Genomic DNA, 14,663 nt, shown 5'->3' with positions numbered 1-14,663 from the left:
CCGCGCGCGGGATCAGAGGCGTTCGATGATCGTCGCGGTCGACATCGCGCCGCCGGCGCACATGGTGATGAGGGCGGTTGCGGTGTCGCGGCGTTCGAGTTCGTGCAGCGCCGTGGTGAGGAGGCGGGCGCCGGTGCTGCCGACGGGGTGGCCGAGGGCGATGGCGCCGCCGTTGACGTTCACGCGCGTGGGGTCGGGGGAGTGAGTGCGTTGCCAGGAGAGGACGACGGAGGCGAACGCTTCGTTGACTTCGAACAGGTCCGGGTCGCCGATGGTCATGCCGGCCTGGGCCAGCACGCGGTCGGTGGCCTGGATGGGGCCGTCGAGGTGGTAGTACGGTTCGGCGCCGACCAGGGCCTGGGCCAGGATGCGCGCACGGGAGCGCAGGCCGAGGGAGCGCGCCAGCGTGGCGTCCATGAGCAGGAGCGCGGCGGCGCCGTCGGAGATCTGGGAGGACGTGCCGGCGGTGTGGACGCCGTCGGGCAGCACGGGTTTCAACCGTGCCAGACCGTCCACAGTGGTCTCTCGAAGGCCCTGGTCCCGGCTGATCAGGCGGGGTTCCCCGGATGCCGGGTCGGGGGCCTTCACCGGGACAATCTCGCGGTCGAACCGACCGGCCGCCCACGCGGCTGCGGCCTTCTGCTGCGAAGAAGCACCGAACTCATCGACGTCCGCGCGCGTGAGGCCGCGCCGCACCGCGATGCGTTCGGCCGCGCGGTACTGGTCCGGCATGTCGATCGACCACGACTCCGGCCGCGGCGATCCGGTGGAGACGCCGGAGCCGGCGGGGGCATCCGCCCCGGCCCGCCGGTTCGCCCCCAACGGCACCCGGCTCATCGACTCCACCCCACACGCCACTCCGGCCGAAATGGCACCAGCCGAGATCAGCCCGGCGATCAGGTGCGTGGCCTGCTGAGCCGAGCCGCACTGCGCGTCGATGGTGGTGGCGCCGGTGGTCGGCGGCAGGCCGGCGTGGAGCCAGGCCGTGCGGGTGACGTTGCCGGCCTGTTCGCCGGCCTGGGTCACGGCGCCGCCGATGACCTGCTCGACCAGTGCGGGGTCGATGCCGCTGCGGTCGAGCACCGCGAGGTGCGCCGCGCCCAGCAGTTCGGCCGCGTGCAGGCCCGAGAGCCAGCCGCCGCGTTTGCCGATCGGCGTGCGCACCGCCGCCACGATCACGGGCTCGCCGGGAGAGCTAACAGTGTTCACCCACCCAAAATTAGAACATGTTCCAGTTAAACACAAGAACTCCCAGCTGCCGGACAATCTTGATCTTCACCAACTGAGCGCTCGTTCACCAGCGCAGAATCGGTAAAGTAAACGGGTATTACCAAACGGGGTTCCGTAAGTTAACACCGTATGCTCCAATGATCCATAGAACGTGTTGCAGTGCGCGAATCATCGCCGATCCCGTGCAGGAGGCAGCCGTGGCCGCTCCGCTTTTGCCCGCCGGTTTCGACTTCACGGACCCGGACCTCTACGCGAACCGCCTGCCGCTGGAGGAGTTCGCCGAGCTCCGGCGCACGGCGCCCGTGTGGTGGAACCCGCAGCGCCGCAACACCGCCGGCTTCGGCGACGACGGCTACTGGGTTGTCACGCGCCACGCCGACGTCAAGGAGGTCTCGCGCGACAGCCAGCTGTACTCGTCGTGGGAGAAAACCGCCATCATCCGCTTCGACGACCAGATGACGTCGGAGAACCTCGACGCCAACCGCCTCGTGCTGCTCAACATGGACGCCCCGCAGCACACGAAGCTGCGTCGCATCGTCTCGAAGGGCTTCACCCCGAAGTCCATCGCCAAGCTCGAGGACACTCTGCGCGAACGCGCCGAGCGCATCGTCGCCGAAGCCCGCAGCAAGGGAGAAGGCGACTTCGTCACCGACGTCGCGTGCGAGCTGCCCCTGCAGGCCATCGCCGAGCTCATCGGCGTGCCGCAGGAGGACCGCATGAAGATCTTCGACTGGTCCAACCAGATGGTGGCCTACGACGACCCCGAGTACGAGCTCGAACCCCTCACCGCGAGCGCCGAGCTCGTCGGCTACGCCTGGAACATGGCCGAGGAACGCCGCCGCTGCCCGGTCGACGACATCGTCACCAAGCTCGTGCAGGCCGACGTCGACGGCGAAGCGCTCGGCTCCGACGAGTTCGGCTTCTTCGTGATCCTGCTGGCCGTCGCGGGCAACGAGACCACACGCAACGCCATCACCCACGGCATGAAGGCCTTCCTCGACCACCCCGACCAGTGGGCGCGCTACCGCGCGGAAAAGCCCAAGACCGCGCCCGATGAAATTGTCCGCTGGGCCACGCCCGTGGTCGCGTTCCAGCGCACCGCCACGCGCGACACCGAGCTCGGCGGCGCGCACATCCGCCGCGGCGACCGCGTCGGCATGTTCTACAGCTCCGCCAACTTCGACCCCGACGCGTTCGACGAGCCCGAGCGCTTCGACGTCTTCCGCGAGGACAACCCCCACGTCGGCTTCGGCGGCACCGGCTCGCACTACTGCCTCGGCGCCAACCTCGCCCGCCTCGAGATCGACCTCATCTTCTCCGCGATCGCCGACGTCATGCCCGGCATCGCCGAGGTCGCGCCCCCGCGGCGCCTGCGCTCCGGGTGGCTCAACGGCATCAAGCACTACCCGGTCCGCTACGCCTGAGCAGGCCTGATCCGCCCAAAACCGGCATGATGGCCAGGTGGCGCAACGCGTGACGGTCGACGTCGAGTTCGGCGTCCGGGTGGCGAAGCCCGGTCTCGCCGCGATCTCGGTCGCCGCCGTCCACGCCGACACCGACGAGCTCACCGTCTCCGCCGCCGGCGCACCCCGCACCGTCGAGCTCGACCACGGCACGCGCGCCGAGGTGTTCGACCTCCCCACCGGCGAGCACCGCGTGACCTACCACGGCGAACGCACGCTCTGCCGCGCCAGCGCCGAGTCCGTCACGCTCGCCGACCTCGCGCGCTACACCCGCCCGAGCCGCTTCTGCCCGTCCGACCGCATGGCCGCCCTGAAACCGGACCACGGCGACGACCGCGTCCGCGTCCGCGCCATCGCCGACCACGTCCACGAGCGGCTGAGCTACCTCCCCGCCACCCCCGAAGGCCGCGACGCCGCCGCCACCCTGAAAGCCGGCGAAGGCGCCTGCCGCGACTTCGCCCACGCCTGCATCGCGCTCTGCCGGGCCGTGGGCATCCCCGCCCGCTTCACCACCGTCTACGCCCCCGGCCTGAAACCCATGGACTTCCACGCCGTGTTCGAGGCCGGCGTCGGCGGGCGCTGGCTCGTGTTCGACGCGACCCGCCTCGCCCCGCGCCCCGTGATGCTCCGCATCGCCACCGGTCGCGACGCCGCCGACACCGGATTCCTCACCCCGCTCGGCTGCGAGCTCGACTTCCTCGGCGCCACCGTGTTCGCGACCACCGACGCCGTGCCGCCGCCCGACGATCACGACAAACCCGTGGTCCTGGCGTGAAAGGTGTGTCCGGTGCGACAAACCCGGCCGCGGCTGGGTAGACAGTGACCGTGAACCGTCAACTGCCTGGGCCGAGCCGGTGGGCCCGCGCGCGTGCCCGGTACCGCTGGCTCGACCACCTCGCGCTCGCCACAAACCGGTACCTCGAGTACGGGGGCTACCACTACGTCGCCTCGATCACGTACTTCAGCCTGCTCTCGCTGGTGCCGATCCTGATGCTGGCGTCGTCGGCCGCGGGGTTCGTGCTGGCCACGCAGCCGCACCTGCTCGACCAGATGCTGCACGCCATCTCCGGCACGCTGCCCGGGGCGCTGGGGGAGAAGGCCTCGGACCTGCTGACGGGGTTCGTGGAGCAGCGCACCAGCGTCGGCGTCGCGGGTCTCGTCGTCGGGCTGTACTCCGGGTGGAACTGGATGAACTCCCTGCGCGACGCGCTCACCGCCATGTACGGCCAGAACCGCTCCGACGGGCCGCTGCTGCGCACGATTCTCATGGACGTGCTCGCGCTGCTGGGGCTCGCGGCCGCGCTGCTGGTGTCGTTCGGCATCACCGTGTCGGGCACGGCCATGGGCCGTTACCTGCTGAAACTAGTCGGCGTCGACGACACCAGCTGGGGCCACTCCGTGCTCTCGGCCACGTCGGTGCCGCTCGCGTTGCTGGCCGACTGGCTGGTGTTCCTGTGGGTGCTCACGCGGCTGCCGCGCGAGCGCGTCGGCTGGCGCAGCGCGATGCGCGGCGCGGTCGCTGCGGCGCTGGGCTTCGAGCTGCTGAAGCAGGCGGGCGGCATCTACCTGAACTTGATCAGCGCGTCGCCCTCGGGCGTCGCGTTCGGCTCCGTGATCGGTCTGCTGTTCTTCATCTCCCTGATCGCGCGCATGCTCGTGTACATCACGGCCTGGACGGCCACTGCTCGAGACGCGCCGCAGAAACCGGTCCCGCCGCCGTCGCCCACGGAGCTGCGGCCGGTCATCGCACCGCGCCAGCACACGGCCGGTCCCCTCGCGCTGGGCGCGGTGCTCGGGGCGCTGGGCACGTTGTTCGCGCTGCGCGGCCGCCGCCGGTCATGAGCCGGGCTTGGCCGAGCCCACCACCCACATGCTGAAGTACTGCGAGCCGCCGCCGTACGCGTGGCCGAGCGCGACACGCGCGCCGTCGACCTGGTAGTCGCCCGCGCGGCCCATCACCTGCTTGGCCGCCTCGGAGAACCGCAGCATCCCCGACGCGCCGATCGGGTTCGACGACAACACCCCGCCCGACGGGTTCACCGGCAGCCGGCCACCGAGCGCCGTGTCGCCGGCCTCGGTGACTTTCCAGCCCTGGCCCTCCGGCACGAACCCGAGGTTCTCCAGCCACATCGGCTCGAACCAGGAGAACGGCACGTAGATCTCGGCGACGTCCACTTCGGACAGTGGATCGGTGATCCCGGCCTCGTGCCACAGCGCTTTCGCCGCGTCGCGCCCGGCCTGCGGGTTCACCTGGTCGCGGCCGGCGAACGTGGTGGGCTCCGTGCGCATCGCCGTGGCGTGGATCCACGCGGCCCCGCCCGGCACGGCGTCGCCCGCGGCTTCGTTGCCGAGCACCATGGCGCAGGCGCCGTCGGAGGAGGGGCAGGTCTCGTCGTAGCGGATCGGGTCCCACAGCATCTGCGACGCCTGCACCGAGTCCACGGTGATGTCGGCCTGGCGCAGGTGCGCGTACGGGTTGAGCGCCCCGTTGCGCCGATCCTTGGCCGCGACGATCGCCCCGACGTGCGCCGGCGCGCCGGAGCGCCGGATGTAGGAGCGCACGTGCGGCGCGAAGTACCCGCCCGCGCCGGCGCCCACCGGCATCTGGAACGGCGGCAGGATCGAGAGTCCCCACATCGCGTTGGACTCCGACTGCTTCTCGAACGCCACCGTCAGCACGCGGCGGTGGACGCCGGCCTGGATCAGCGACGCGGCGACCAGCGCGGTCGAGCCGCCGACCGAACCCGCGGTGTGCACGCGCAGCAACGGTTTCCCGGTCGCGCCCAGCGCGTCGGCCAGGAACAGCTCGGGCATCATCACGCCTTCGAACAGGTCGGGGGCCTTGCCGAGCACCACGGCCTCGATGTCGGCCCAGCCGACCTGCGCGTCGTCCATCGCGCGGTCGATGGCCTCGCGAAGCAGGCCGGGCATGGACACGTCGGTGCGCTTCGCGCGGTGGTGCGTCTGGCCGGTGCCGAGCACGGCGGCGAGCTGCTTGGTCATCGCGCCTCCAGCACGGCGAGGAGGTTCTGTTGCAGGGCCGGGCCGCTCGTCGCGTGGGCGAGCGCCTTGCCCGCCTCGCCGCGGTGGATGCGCGCGGCCGCCTCGCCGATGCGGGCGAGGCCGGCGGAGAACATCGGGTTGCCCGTGAGCGCGCCGCCCGAGGGAGTGATCCGCACACTGTCGCCGAGCCCGAGCGCGGTGCGGACGATGAGCTCCTGGTGCGTGAACGGCGTGTGCAGCTCGGCCAGCTCGACCCCGTCGAGATCGAGGTTTCGGGCGGCTCGTTCGATTGACGGTGACCGAGTCAGGTCGCGGGCTCCGAGCACGGGGGAGTCGACGCGGTGCTCGACGCCGGTCAGGATGGCCGGCCGGTCGACGAGGTCCTTCGCGCGTTCCGCGCCGGCCAGCACGAGCACGGCCGCGCCGTCCGTGACGGGCGCGATGTCGTGTGCTCGCAACGGATCCGCGACGTACGGGGTGTCGAGCAGGGCGGCGACGTCGACCTCGCCCCGGAGCTGCGCGGCGGGGTTGCCGGCGGCGTCGGCGCGGCTGCGGGCGACGACCTCCGCGAGGTCCTTTTCGGACCACAGCCCGGCGTCCAGGCCCAGGCGCGCTTGCAGACCGGCGATGGCGAGCGAATCGGGCCAGAGGGGAGCGAGCACGTACGGGTCGAGCTGCAGCGCGAGCACCCGGCGCAGCTGCCCGGCGCTGGCCTTGCCGAAGCCGTAGACGAGCGCGGTGTCGACCTCACCCATGCGGATCTTCAGCCAGGCCTCGTACAACGCCCACGCGGCGTCCATCTCCACGTGCGACTCGTGGATCGGTGGGAAGGCGCCGATGGCGTCGACGGCCGCGATGAAGGAGAACGCGCGCCCGGCCAGGTAGTCCGACGAGCCGGAGCACCAGAACCCGATGTCCTCTTTGGATAGACCCGTGGCGGCGAACACCTCGGCCAGGATCGGCACGAGCATCTCGACGCCGTTCGTGGTGCCGGCGGTCTCGCGGACGTTCGGTGCCTGCGCGAACCCGGCGACGGCGACTTCGGGCATGCGTCCCCCTCACAGGTGGCGGGCGAAGGATTCGAACGGCGCGTCGGGCTCGCCGGTCGGTTCGAAGTGGCTGATGTTCTCCAGCGACGTCCACCACTCGTCCCGCGGGCGCCACGCCGCGCGCACCCGCATCCCCATCCGCACGTCCTCGGCGGCACAGCCGAGCACGAGGTGCAGGAAGGCGATGTCGGCGCCGTCGAGCAGCACGTAGGCCGCGACGTACGGCGGTTTGATGCGCTGGCCGAGGAAGGGGACGTTGACGATGCAGAAGGTGGTGACGATGCCGGTGTCGGGCAGCTCGACCTCGTCGGTGGTCGGCACGCCGTCGGTGGGGCACGCGCCGCGCGGCGGGATGTAGACCTTCGCGCACGCGGGGCAGCGCTGGCCGATCAGGCGGCCTTCCGCGAGCGCGCGCAGGTAGCGGCTTTCCTCGGGTGACGCGGAGTGGCGGTAGTGCAGGTGGACCGGGGTGATGACCACCTCGACGGGGGCGCCTTCGTCGCGTTTCGCCACCGGGGGTGGGGGTTCGGTCGGTTGTGTTTCGGGTGCTTCCGCGGGCAGGAAGTACGCGATGTCGCGGATGTGGCCGACGGTTTCGGTCGCCCAGCGCACTTTGACGCGCTGTCCGGTGTGGACGTTGGCGGGTTCGCCGGCGTCGAGGGAGTGCAGCAGGGTGGTGTCGGCGCCGTCGAGCTTGACCAGGACCCACGCGAACGGACGGGACAGCGGCTGGCCTTCGAGCGGGTTGGCGCACCACGACCAGGAGACGACGGTGCCCTCGGCGCTCACCGGCACGAACTCGGTGAGTGCTTCGGCGGTCACGGGGTCGTACTCGGGCGGGGGCACGTGGACGCGCCCGTCGCTGCCCCGGATGCCTTCGATCCGTCGCTCGCGCAGGGCGTTCACGAACCGGCCGAGCACGGGCCCGGTCGAGCGGGTGTAGTCGAATCCGACGTCGAGCGGCGCCGAGAGCGGGGTGTCCGTCACGTTTCCGAGTGAAACACGTTCTCGAATTCGAGGCAAGATGGCTGTTGTGCGTATGTGGAACGCGTTCTAGATTTGGAGTCATGGACCTGGGACTGTGGACGATCGCCGCGGCCGAGCCCGACCGCGTGGCACTGGTGGACCCCGGCGGCCGCGAGGTCGGCTACGGCGAGCTGGCGGCGAAGGCCAACCGCTACGCGCTGGGCCTGCGCGAGCTCGGGCTCGAGGCCGGCGACGCGATCGTGCTGCTGCAGCCCAACGGCGACGAGCTGCTGGCCGCGTACTTCGCCGCGATCCAATCGGGGCTGTACGTGGTGGTGGTCAACTGGCACCTCGTCGCGCCGGAGGTCGCGTACATCCTGGCCGACAGCGGCGCGAAGGCTTTCCTCGCACACGAGCGGTTCGCGGACGTCGCCGTGGCGGCCGCGGACGAGGCCGGGATCACGGCACGGTTCGCCGTGGGCGACGTGCCCGGCTTCCGGAGGATGGAAGAGCTGGGCGCGGGCCTGGGCGACGGGCGGCCGTCCGACCGGACGGCGGGGTCGCCGATGCTCTACACGTCGGGCACCACGGGCCGGCCCAAGGGCGTCCGGCGGCCGCTGACGGGCGCCGACCCGGACGAGGTGCCGGCGGCGTCGACGTGGTTCTTCGGGATCTTCGGCCTGGCGCCTTTCGACGGGCACGTACACCTGTGCGGTTCGCCGCTCTACCACACGGCCGTGCTGAACTTCGTCGCGATTTCCGTGCAGCTGGGCCACACCGCGGTGCTCATGGACCGCTGGGACGCGGCCGACATGCTGCGCCTGATCGAGCGCCACCGCGTGACGCACAGCCACATGGTGCCCACGCAGTTCCGCCGCCTTCTCGCCCTGCCACCCGACGTGCGGTCGGGTTTCGACCTTTCCTCGCTGCGCGTGATGATCCACGGCGCCGCCCCCTGCCCGCTGGAGGTCAAGCGCCGGATGCTGGACTGGTGGGGCCCGGTCGTCACGGAGTACTACGCCGCCACGGAAGGCGGCGGCACCGTCATCGTGGGCGAGGAGTGGCTGCGCAAGCCGGGCTCCGTCGGCCTGCCCTGGCCGGGCTCGACCGTGCGCGTCCTGGACTCCGCCGGCGCCGAGGTGCCCGCCGGCGAAGTCGGCACGGTGTACTTGAAGATGGGCGACTCGTCCTTCGAATACCACCGCGACAGCCTGAAAACGCAACGCTCCCGCGTCGGCTCACTCTTCACCCTGGGCGACATCGGCCACCTCGATTCCGACGGGTACCTGTACCTCCACGACCGCGCCGCCGACCTCATCATCTCGGGCGGCGTGAACATCTACCCGGCCGAAATCGAGGGCGAGCTCGTGATGCACCCGAAGATCGCGGACATCGCGGTGTTCGGCATCCCGCACGAGGACTGGGGCGAGGAGATCAAGGCGGTGGTGCAGCCGGCTCCCGGCGTCTCTCCTTCTGCCGACCTGACTTCGGAACTCCTGGCCTTCGCCGCGACGCGGTTGGCGCGGTTCAAACTGCCGCGGTCGGTGGATTATCTGGAGGAGCTGCCCAGGGATCCGAATGGGAAGCTGTACAAGCGGAGGTTGAGGGAGCGGTACGTGTCCTGAGCGGTGAGGCCGGGTCCCGGCCTCACCGGACGTCCGGCTCAGCGACCCTCGAACCGTGGCTTCCTCTTCTCCGCAAACGCCCTCGGCCCCTCCTTCGCATCTGCCGAGGCGAAGACCTCGATGCCGTACTTCGCGTCCAGTTTGAAGGCGTCGTTTTCCGGCAGGGCTTCCGTGTCGCGCAGGGTGCGGAGGATGGCGCGGACGGCGAGGGGGCCGTTGGCGTTGATGAGCGACGCCAGCTCCAGCGCGCGGGACAGGGCGGTGCCGTCCGGGACGACGTGGCCGATGAGGCCGCAGGCCAGAGCTTCGGAGGCTGACAGGTGGCGGCCGGTCAGCAGGAGGTCCGCCGCGAGCGTGTAGGGGATCTGCCGGGGGAGGCGCACGGCGGAGCCGCCCATCGGGAACAGGCCCCAGCGGGCCTCGGAGACGCCGAAGCGGGCGGACTCGCCGGCGACGCGGATGTCGGTGGCCTGGAGGATTTCGGTGCCGCCGGCGATGGCGGGGCCCTCGACGGCGGCGAGGAGCGGTTTCGTCAACCGGCGGCCTTTCAGCAGGCCGTCGATGCGGCTCGGGTCGAAGGCGCCCGAATCGAACGCGTCCGACGGGGCGTTGCGGGACATCGACTTCAGGTCGGCGCCCGCGCAGAAGGCGCCGCCGGCGCCGGTGAGGATGCAGGAGCGCACCTCGGGATCGGTGTCCACGCGGTCCCACGCCGAGGTCATGATCGCGAGCATCTCGCCCGTGAGCGCGTTGCGGGCCTCGGGGCGGTTCATCGTGACCACGAGGGTCTGGCCTTCCAGGGACACGAGAGCGTGGGGCGCGGCCAAGGAAACCTCCCGGAGAACGCGGGCATTGCCCAGAACGATAACATGTTCTACTTTGAGTGGTGTGGCACTCAACATCGCGGATCTACTCGAGCACGCCGTCGACGCCGTGCCGGAGCGTGTCGCGGTCGTGTGCGGGGCGAGGCAGGTGACGTTCGCCGAGCTGGAGGCTCGCGCGAACCGCCTGGCGCACCACCTCGCCGCCCACGGCGTGGGACCCGGGTCCCACATCGGTGTCTATTCCCGCAACTCCATCGAGGCCCTGGAGTCGATGTTCGCCGCGTACAAGCTGCGCGCCGTCGCGGTGAACGTGAACTACCGATACGTGCACGGCGAGCTGAAGTACCTGTTCGGCAACGCGGATCTGGTCGCCCTCGTGCACGAGCGCCGCTTTGCCGACAAGGTGGCGAAAGTCCTCCCCGAGACGCCGAAACTGAAACACGTTGTCGTCGTCGAAGACGGGTCGGACGCGCCCTTCGAAGGCGTTGCGTACGAGGAAGCGCTGGCGCAGAACGACCCCTGCCGCGACTTCCCCGAACGCAGCGCCGACGACCTCTACATCCTCTACACCGGCGGCACCACCGGCTACCCGAAAGGCGTGCTCTGGCGCCACGAGGACATCTGGCGCGCGCTCGGCGGCGGCATCAACTTCGTCACGGGTGAGTACGTGCCCGACGAGTGGACGCTCGCCGAGCAGGGCAAGGCGGGCGCACTCGTCCGGCTGCCCGCCGCGCCGCTCATCCACGGCGCCGCGCAGTGGGCCGCCTTCGGTGCGCTGTTCGCCGGCAGCCCGGTGGTGTTCGTGCCGCAGTTCGACGCGCACGACGTGTGGAAAGCCGTGCAGGAGCACAAGGTCCAGGTGCTGACCATCGTCGGCGACGCCATGGCGCGCCCGCTCGTGGAGGCCTACCGTGAGGGCGGCTACGACGCTTCGTCGCTCGTCGCCGTGTCCAGTCACGCCGCGCTGTTCTCGCAGTCGGTGAAGCAGGAGCTGCTCGGCCTGCTGCCCGGCGTCGTGCTCACCGACGCGATCGGCTCGTCGGAAAGCGGTTTCACCGGGATCGGCATGGTGGGCAAGGACTCCGACCACAGCGCCGGCCCGCGGGTCGTGTTCGGCAAGGACGCGATCCTGCTCGACGAGGACGGCGCGGTCGTCGAGCGGAAGCCCGGCGCCGTCGGGCTCATCGGCCGCCGCGGCCACGTGCCCCTCGGCTACTACAACGACCCCGAGAAGAGCCGCACGATGTTCGCCGACGTCGACGGCGTGCGCTACGTCGTGCCCGGCGACTACGCCCGCTACGAGGACGACGGCACCGTCACCCTGCTCGGGCGCGGCTCGCAGTGCGTGAACACCGGCGGCGAGAAGGTGTACCCCGAAGAGGTCGAGGGCGCGCTGAAATCCCACCCCGACGTGTTCGACGCGCTCGTGATCGGCGTGCCGGACGAGCGCCTCGGCCAGCGCGTGGCCGCCGTGGTGCAGCCGCGGCCTGGGGTGGCGCCCGACCTCGCGGCAATCGAGGCGCACGTGCGCACCGAGATCGCGGGCTACAAGGTGCCGCGCACGGTCTGGCTCGCCGACGAGATCGGCCGCTCGCCCAGCGGCAAACCCGACTACCCGTGGGCCCAGCGCTACGCCGCCGAACACGAACCCGCCTAGGAGCGCGCATGCGAACTTCCCTCTGCGACCGGCTGGGCATCGAGCTGCCGATCGTCGGCTTCACGCCGTCGGAGCACGTCGCCGCCGCGATCAGCCGCGCGGGTGGCCTCGGCGTGCTCGGCTGCGTGCGGTTCAACGACGCCGCCGAGCTCGACTCCGTGCTGTCCTGGATGGACGAGAACACCGGCGGAAAGCCTTACGGCGTCGACATCGTGATGCCCGCGAAGATCCCCGCTGAGGGCACCCAGGTCGACCTCGCGAAGCTCATCCCCGACGCCCACCGGTCCTTTGTCGACAAAGTGCTGCGTGACCTCGCCGTGCCCCCGCTGCCCGACGACACCGACGAACGCGCCGGCGTGCTCGGCTGGCTGCATTCGGTCGCGCGGTCCCATGTGGACGTCGCGCTGAAGCACCGCATCAGCCTCATCGCCAACGCGCTGGGCTCGCCGCCCGAAGACGTGATCGAGCGCGCGCACGCCGCCGGTGTGCCCGTCGCGGCGCTCGCGGGCAAGGGTGAGCACGCGGCCCGCCATGTCGCCCGCGGCGTGGATCTCGTGGTGGCACAAGGGTACGAGGCCGGCGGGCACACCGGCGAGATCGCGTCGATGGTGCTGGTGCCGGAGATCGTCGACGCCGTCGGCGCACAGGTCCCGGTGCTCGCGGCCGGCGGCATCGGCTCCGGCCGGCAGGTCGCGGCCGCGCTGGCGCTCGGCGCGGCGGGGGTGTGGATGGGCTCGTTCTGGCTCGCCACCGAGGAGTACCGCCGCACCATGCCGGGCTCCGGCGCCATGCAGACGGCGCTGGTCAACGCGACGTCGGCCGACACCGTCCGCACCCGCATCTACACCGGCAAACCCGCCCGTCTGCTCAAAACGCGCTGGACGGACGCCTGGGCCGCGCCCGACGCGCCCGAGCCCCTGCCGATGCCGCTCCAGAACCTCCTGGTTTCCCACGCCCACAACCGCATCCACGCCGCGGACGACCCGGCCGTGGTGTCGATGCCGGTCGGGCAGATCGTCGGCCGGATGGACCGGGTCCGCCCGGTGGCCGAGGTGATGGCAGAGCTGGTGAGTGGCTACGAGGAAACGTTGGCACGGCTCGACAAGACGCGGTGAGGTCCTTTCAGGACGATCCGCCTGAAAGGACCTCGCCCCCGTCAGCCGCAGGCCACCGGGCCAGAGCTGAAGCTGAAGTGGTCGATCGAGTGCGTGCCCATCACCAGCGTGCCGCTCACGTGTGCGCAGTGACCGTTGGTGCCGGTGACCAGCACGCCGCCCGCGTAGGTCTCGAAGGTGCCCGAGTCCTGTCCCGAGCCGGGAATCCCGTCGACCGTCATGGTCACGCTCATGGCGTGCTTGCCTGACGCGTTGTCGTAGACCTTCGCGCAGTTCGTGCTCCCGTTGGCACTGGAATACCTGAGCTCGACGGTGCCCTGCGTCTCGTCGACCGCGTTGTGCAAAGTCTTCGGGAAGCCACTGACCATGCTGCCCGGGCACGTGCTGACGATCGAGTACCGCCCGGCCGCCTGTCCGGCCGGTGCTGCCGCCAAGACCGCGGTACCGATGAGCGCCACGGCACTGGCGAGCGTGAGAATCCTGCGCATTGAAATCCTTCCCCAGACCGGGTCGCCCCTCGACCCGTTCGTCCCGCCTTCGCGGCTGCCGGAGAGACGCGGCGAGTGATTTTCCGGCCAATGTCCGGTTCCGGCCACAGGGTGACCGCGCTACACCCAGCCGCGCTTGGCGGCAGCCACACCGGCGGCGAATCGGCTCTCGACCCGCAGGATTTCGAGGATCGCGCACACGTGCCGGCGCACGGTCCGCTCGCCAGTGCCGGTGCTGCGGGCAATCGCCTCGTCGGTCAGCCCCGCGGCGAGCAGGGACAGCACCCGGCGACGGGCGGGGGGTGAGCTCGTCGCCGTCGGCACCGTCGAGCGGCACGGTGTCCGGCGCGGCCCACAGTGCGTCGAACAGTGTCTTCGGCCCCGGCTCCGCCGGGGCGTGCGAGATCGCCTTTGAGCCGGCCTCCGGATTGTGCGGTCGGATCGGCCGGGGGCCGATCGCACCGCACAATCCGGAAGCCGGCGCGATCTCGCGCGTGGGGTGACGGCGTCGTCCACGTGCATCATCGGCATCCTCACCTGCTCCGACTTATGGACCTGCGCCCGCCGCGAGGGCGTCGGCGGGCGGCAGCAGCACACCCTCGCTCACCCGGTGCCCGCCAGTGCTGCCGGTGAACGTGGCACGCAGCAGCTGCCGCGGGGAGCGGTAGAGGCCGGACGCGAGCCGGGTCAGCTCGTCGTGGTCCTCGATAGCGCGAACCCCTTCGCGGTCGACCGCGGTGAAGCCGCCGGTCGGAGCGACGAGTGCGGTGAACCGTTCCCAGGTGCCCGCGAGATCGGCCTGCAGTTCGGAAATGTGCCGGTGCTGCCGATCGAGCAGTCGCCGCAACGCGACGGCCGGTGGTACGGCACGCGCGAACCGGTCCGCGCCCGAACCGCCGAAGCTGATCACCCCCGCCTCCTGCAGCTCACGCTCGGCCGGGGGCGTCCGGGTCGAATGCGTCCACGCCGACCGGCAGCCGGCCTGCGGCGTGAAGCCGGTCGTACGCCCCGCCGCCTCGGCCGAGACCAGGCCCGCGAGGACCTCCGTCCGTGTGCTCCCGCGCATGCCGCCCCCTGTGGTTCGCCCCTTTCCGGCAAGTCGGGTAATCGGCTGCTCACGTTACGGAAGCGGGGGGGGGGGGCGGGGGGGGGGGCGGGGGGGCCGCGGGGGGGGGGGTGTTAGTGGACGCGCCCGCCGGGGCCCGCCCCCCCGCCGACGCCGCGGGGTTGGGGCCCGGCGCGG

General features: G+C 71.1%; 14 protein-coding genes. 6 read left to right on the top strand and 8 right to left on the bottom strand.

What is annotated here, in order from left to right; translation table 11 throughout:
- Window positions 1–12 precede the first annotated feature (12 nt).
- Complete coding sequence (locus tag AB0H62_RS45125; RefSeq protein WP_360592349.1) at window positions 13–1,209, bottom strand: steroid 3-ketoacyl-CoA thiolase; 1,197 nt, start codon at window positions 1,207–1,209, stop codon at window positions 13–15.
- Between the two features lie 218 nt (window positions 1,210–1,427).
- Between AB0H62_RS45125 and AB0H62_RS45120 the strand changes: the two genes are divergently transcribed.
- Genes AB0H62_RS45120 through AB0H62_RS45110 form a run of 3 tightly spaced genes read left to right on the top strand, consistent with a single transcriptional unit; the run spans window position 1,428 to window position 4,535 of the window.
- Window positions 1,428–2,654 carry a cytochrome P450 gene (locus tag AB0H62_RS45120; protein WP_360592348.1) on the top strand — a complete coding sequence of 409 codons (1,227 nt, stop codon included), beginning with the start codon at window positions 1,428–1,430 and terminating at the stop codon, window positions 2,652–2,654.
- Between the two features lie 37 nt (window positions 2,655–2,691).
- Entirely contained in the window at window positions 2,692–3,468 is a 777-nt protein-coding gene (locus tag AB0H62_RS45115; protein WP_360592347.1) for a transglutaminase family protein, read from the top strand.
- Window positions 3,469–3,512: 44 nt separating this feature from the next.
- Window positions 3,513–4,535, top strand: a complete 1,023-nt coding sequence (locus tag AB0H62_RS45110) for a YhjD/YihY/BrkB family envelope integrity protein (RefSeq protein ID WP_220238288.1) — start codon at window positions 3,513–3,515, stop codon at window positions 4,533–4,535.
- Here AB0H62_RS45110 and AB0H62_RS45105 read toward each other — a convergent pair.
- Genes AB0H62_RS45105 through AB0H62_RS45095 form a run of 3 tightly spaced genes read right to left on the bottom strand, consistent with a single transcriptional unit; the run spans window position 4,530 to window position 7,732 of the window.
- Entirely contained in the window at window positions 4,530–5,696 is a 1,167-nt protein-coding gene (locus AB0H62_RS45105; RefSeq protein ID WP_360592346.1) for a thiolase domain-containing protein, read from the bottom strand. The two genes, AB0H62_RS45110 and AB0H62_RS45105, sit on opposite strands and share 6 nt — an antisense overlap.
- Window positions 5,693–6,745: a thiolase domain-containing protein gene (locus AB0H62_RS45100; RefSeq protein ID WP_360592345.1), complete on the bottom strand. Its 1,053-nt coding sequence runs from the start codon at window positions 6,743–6,745 to the stop codon at window positions 5,693–5,695. Before AB0H62_RS45100 ends, AB0H62_RS45105 begins: the two co-directional genes overlap by 4 nt.
- Window positions 6,746–6,754: 9 nt before the next feature.
- Window positions 6,755–7,732: an OB-fold domain-containing protein gene (locus tag AB0H62_RS45095; RefSeq protein ID WP_360592344.1), complete on the bottom strand. Its 978-nt coding sequence runs from the start codon at window positions 7,730–7,732 to the stop codon at window positions 6,755–6,757.
- 80 nt (window positions 7,733–7,812) lie between these two features.
- Here AB0H62_RS45095 and AB0H62_RS45090 point away from each other — a divergent pair, with 80 nt between their 5' ends.
- A complete protein-coding gene (locus AB0H62_RS45090) occupies window positions 7,813–9,336 on the top strand; it encodes an acyl-CoA synthetase (protein ID WP_360592343.1) in 1,524 nt (507 codons plus the stop codon).
- 38 nt (window positions 9,337–9,374) lie between these two features.
- On the opposite strand, the gene AB0H62_RS45085 is transcribed toward AB0H62_RS45090, so the two are convergent.
- The gene (locus AB0H62_RS45085; protein ID WP_220238293.1) at window positions 9,375–10,163 is read right to left on the bottom strand and encodes a crotonase/enoyl-CoA hydratase family protein; all 789 of its coding nucleotides are present in this window, start codon (window positions 10,161–10,163) and stop codon (window positions 9,375–9,377) included.
- Between the two features lie 61 nt (window positions 10,164–10,224).
- Here AB0H62_RS45085 and AB0H62_RS45080 point away from each other — a divergent pair, with 61 nt between their 5' ends.
- Both AB0H62_RS45080 and AB0H62_RS45075 read left to right on the top strand, forming a co-directional pair.
- A complete protein-coding gene (locus AB0H62_RS45080) occupies window positions 10,225–11,817 on the top strand; it encodes an acyl-CoA synthetase (protein WP_360592342.1) in 1,593 nt (530 codons plus the stop codon).
- Between the two features lie 8 nt (window positions 11,818–11,825).
- The gene (locus AB0H62_RS45075; protein WP_220238295.1) at window positions 11,826–12,932 is read left to right on the top strand and encodes a nitronate monooxygenase family protein; all 1,107 of its coding nucleotides are present in this window, start codon (window positions 11,826–11,828) and stop codon (window positions 12,930–12,932) included.
- Between the two features lie 41 nt (window positions 12,933–12,973).
- Here AB0H62_RS45075 and AB0H62_RS45070 read toward each other — a convergent pair whose 3' ends face one another.
- From AB0H62_RS45070 to AB0H62_RS45060, 3 genes are all read right to left on the bottom strand, one after another.
- The gene (locus AB0H62_RS45070; RefSeq protein ID WP_360592341.1) at window positions 12,974–13,420 is read right to left on the bottom strand and encodes a hypothetical protein; all 447 of its coding nucleotides are present in this window, start codon (window positions 13,418–13,420) and stop codon (window positions 12,974–12,976) included.
- 120 nt (window positions 13,421–13,540) lie between these two features.
- A complete protein-coding gene (locus tag AB0H62_RS45065; protein WP_360592340.1) occupies window positions 13,541–13,705 on the bottom strand; it encodes a LuxR C-terminal-related transcriptional regulator in 165 nt (54 codons plus the stop codon).
- 262 nt (window positions 13,706–13,967) lie between these two features.
- On the bottom strand, window positions 13,968–14,486 hold the full coding sequence (locus AB0H62_RS45060) for a hypothetical protein (RefSeq protein ID WP_360592339.1): 519 nt from the start codon (window positions 14,484–14,486) through the stop codon (window positions 13,968–13,970).
- Between the last annotated feature and the right edge of the window lie 177 nt (window positions 14,487–14,663).

This window comes from Amycolatopsis sp. NPDC050768 (assembly GCF_040654155.1).
In the GTDB taxonomy this organism is placed as follows: domain Bacteria; phylum Actinomycetota; class Actinomycetes; order Mycobacteriales; family Pseudonocardiaceae; genus Amycolatopsis.
Note: the sequence above shows the minus strand (reverse complement) of the source record. Positions and strands in the feature narration are given on the sequence as shown.

What these genes read in the sequence shown, in the direction of transcription:
- AB0H62_RS45105 (WP_360592346.1), bottom strand. Translation starts at nt 5,696, where the DNA reads ATGACCAAGCAGCTCGCCGCCGTGCTCGGCACCGGCCAGACGCACCAC.
- AB0H62_RS45100 (WP_360592345.1), bottom strand. Translation starts at nt 6,745, where the DNA reads ATGCCCGAAGTCGCCGTCGCCGGGTTCGCGCAGGCACCGAACGTCCGC.
- AB0H62_RS45090 (WP_360592343.1), top strand. Translation starts at nt 7,813, where the DNA reads ATGGACCTGGGACTGTGGACGATCGCCGCGGCCGAGCCCGACCGCGTG.
- AB0H62_RS45075 (WP_220238295.1), top strand. Translation starts at nt 11,826, where the DNA reads ATGCGAACTTCCCTCTGCGACCGGCTGGGCATCGAGCTGCCGATCGTC.
- AB0H62_RS45070 (WP_360592341.1), bottom strand. Translation starts at nt 13,420, where the DNA reads ATGCGCAGGATTCTCACGCTCGCCAGTGCCGTGGCGCTCATCGGTACC.
- AB0H62_RS45060 (WP_360592339.1), bottom strand. Translation starts at nt 14,486, where the DNA reads ATGCGCGGGAGCACACGGACGGAGGTCCTCGCGGGCCTGGTCTCGGCC.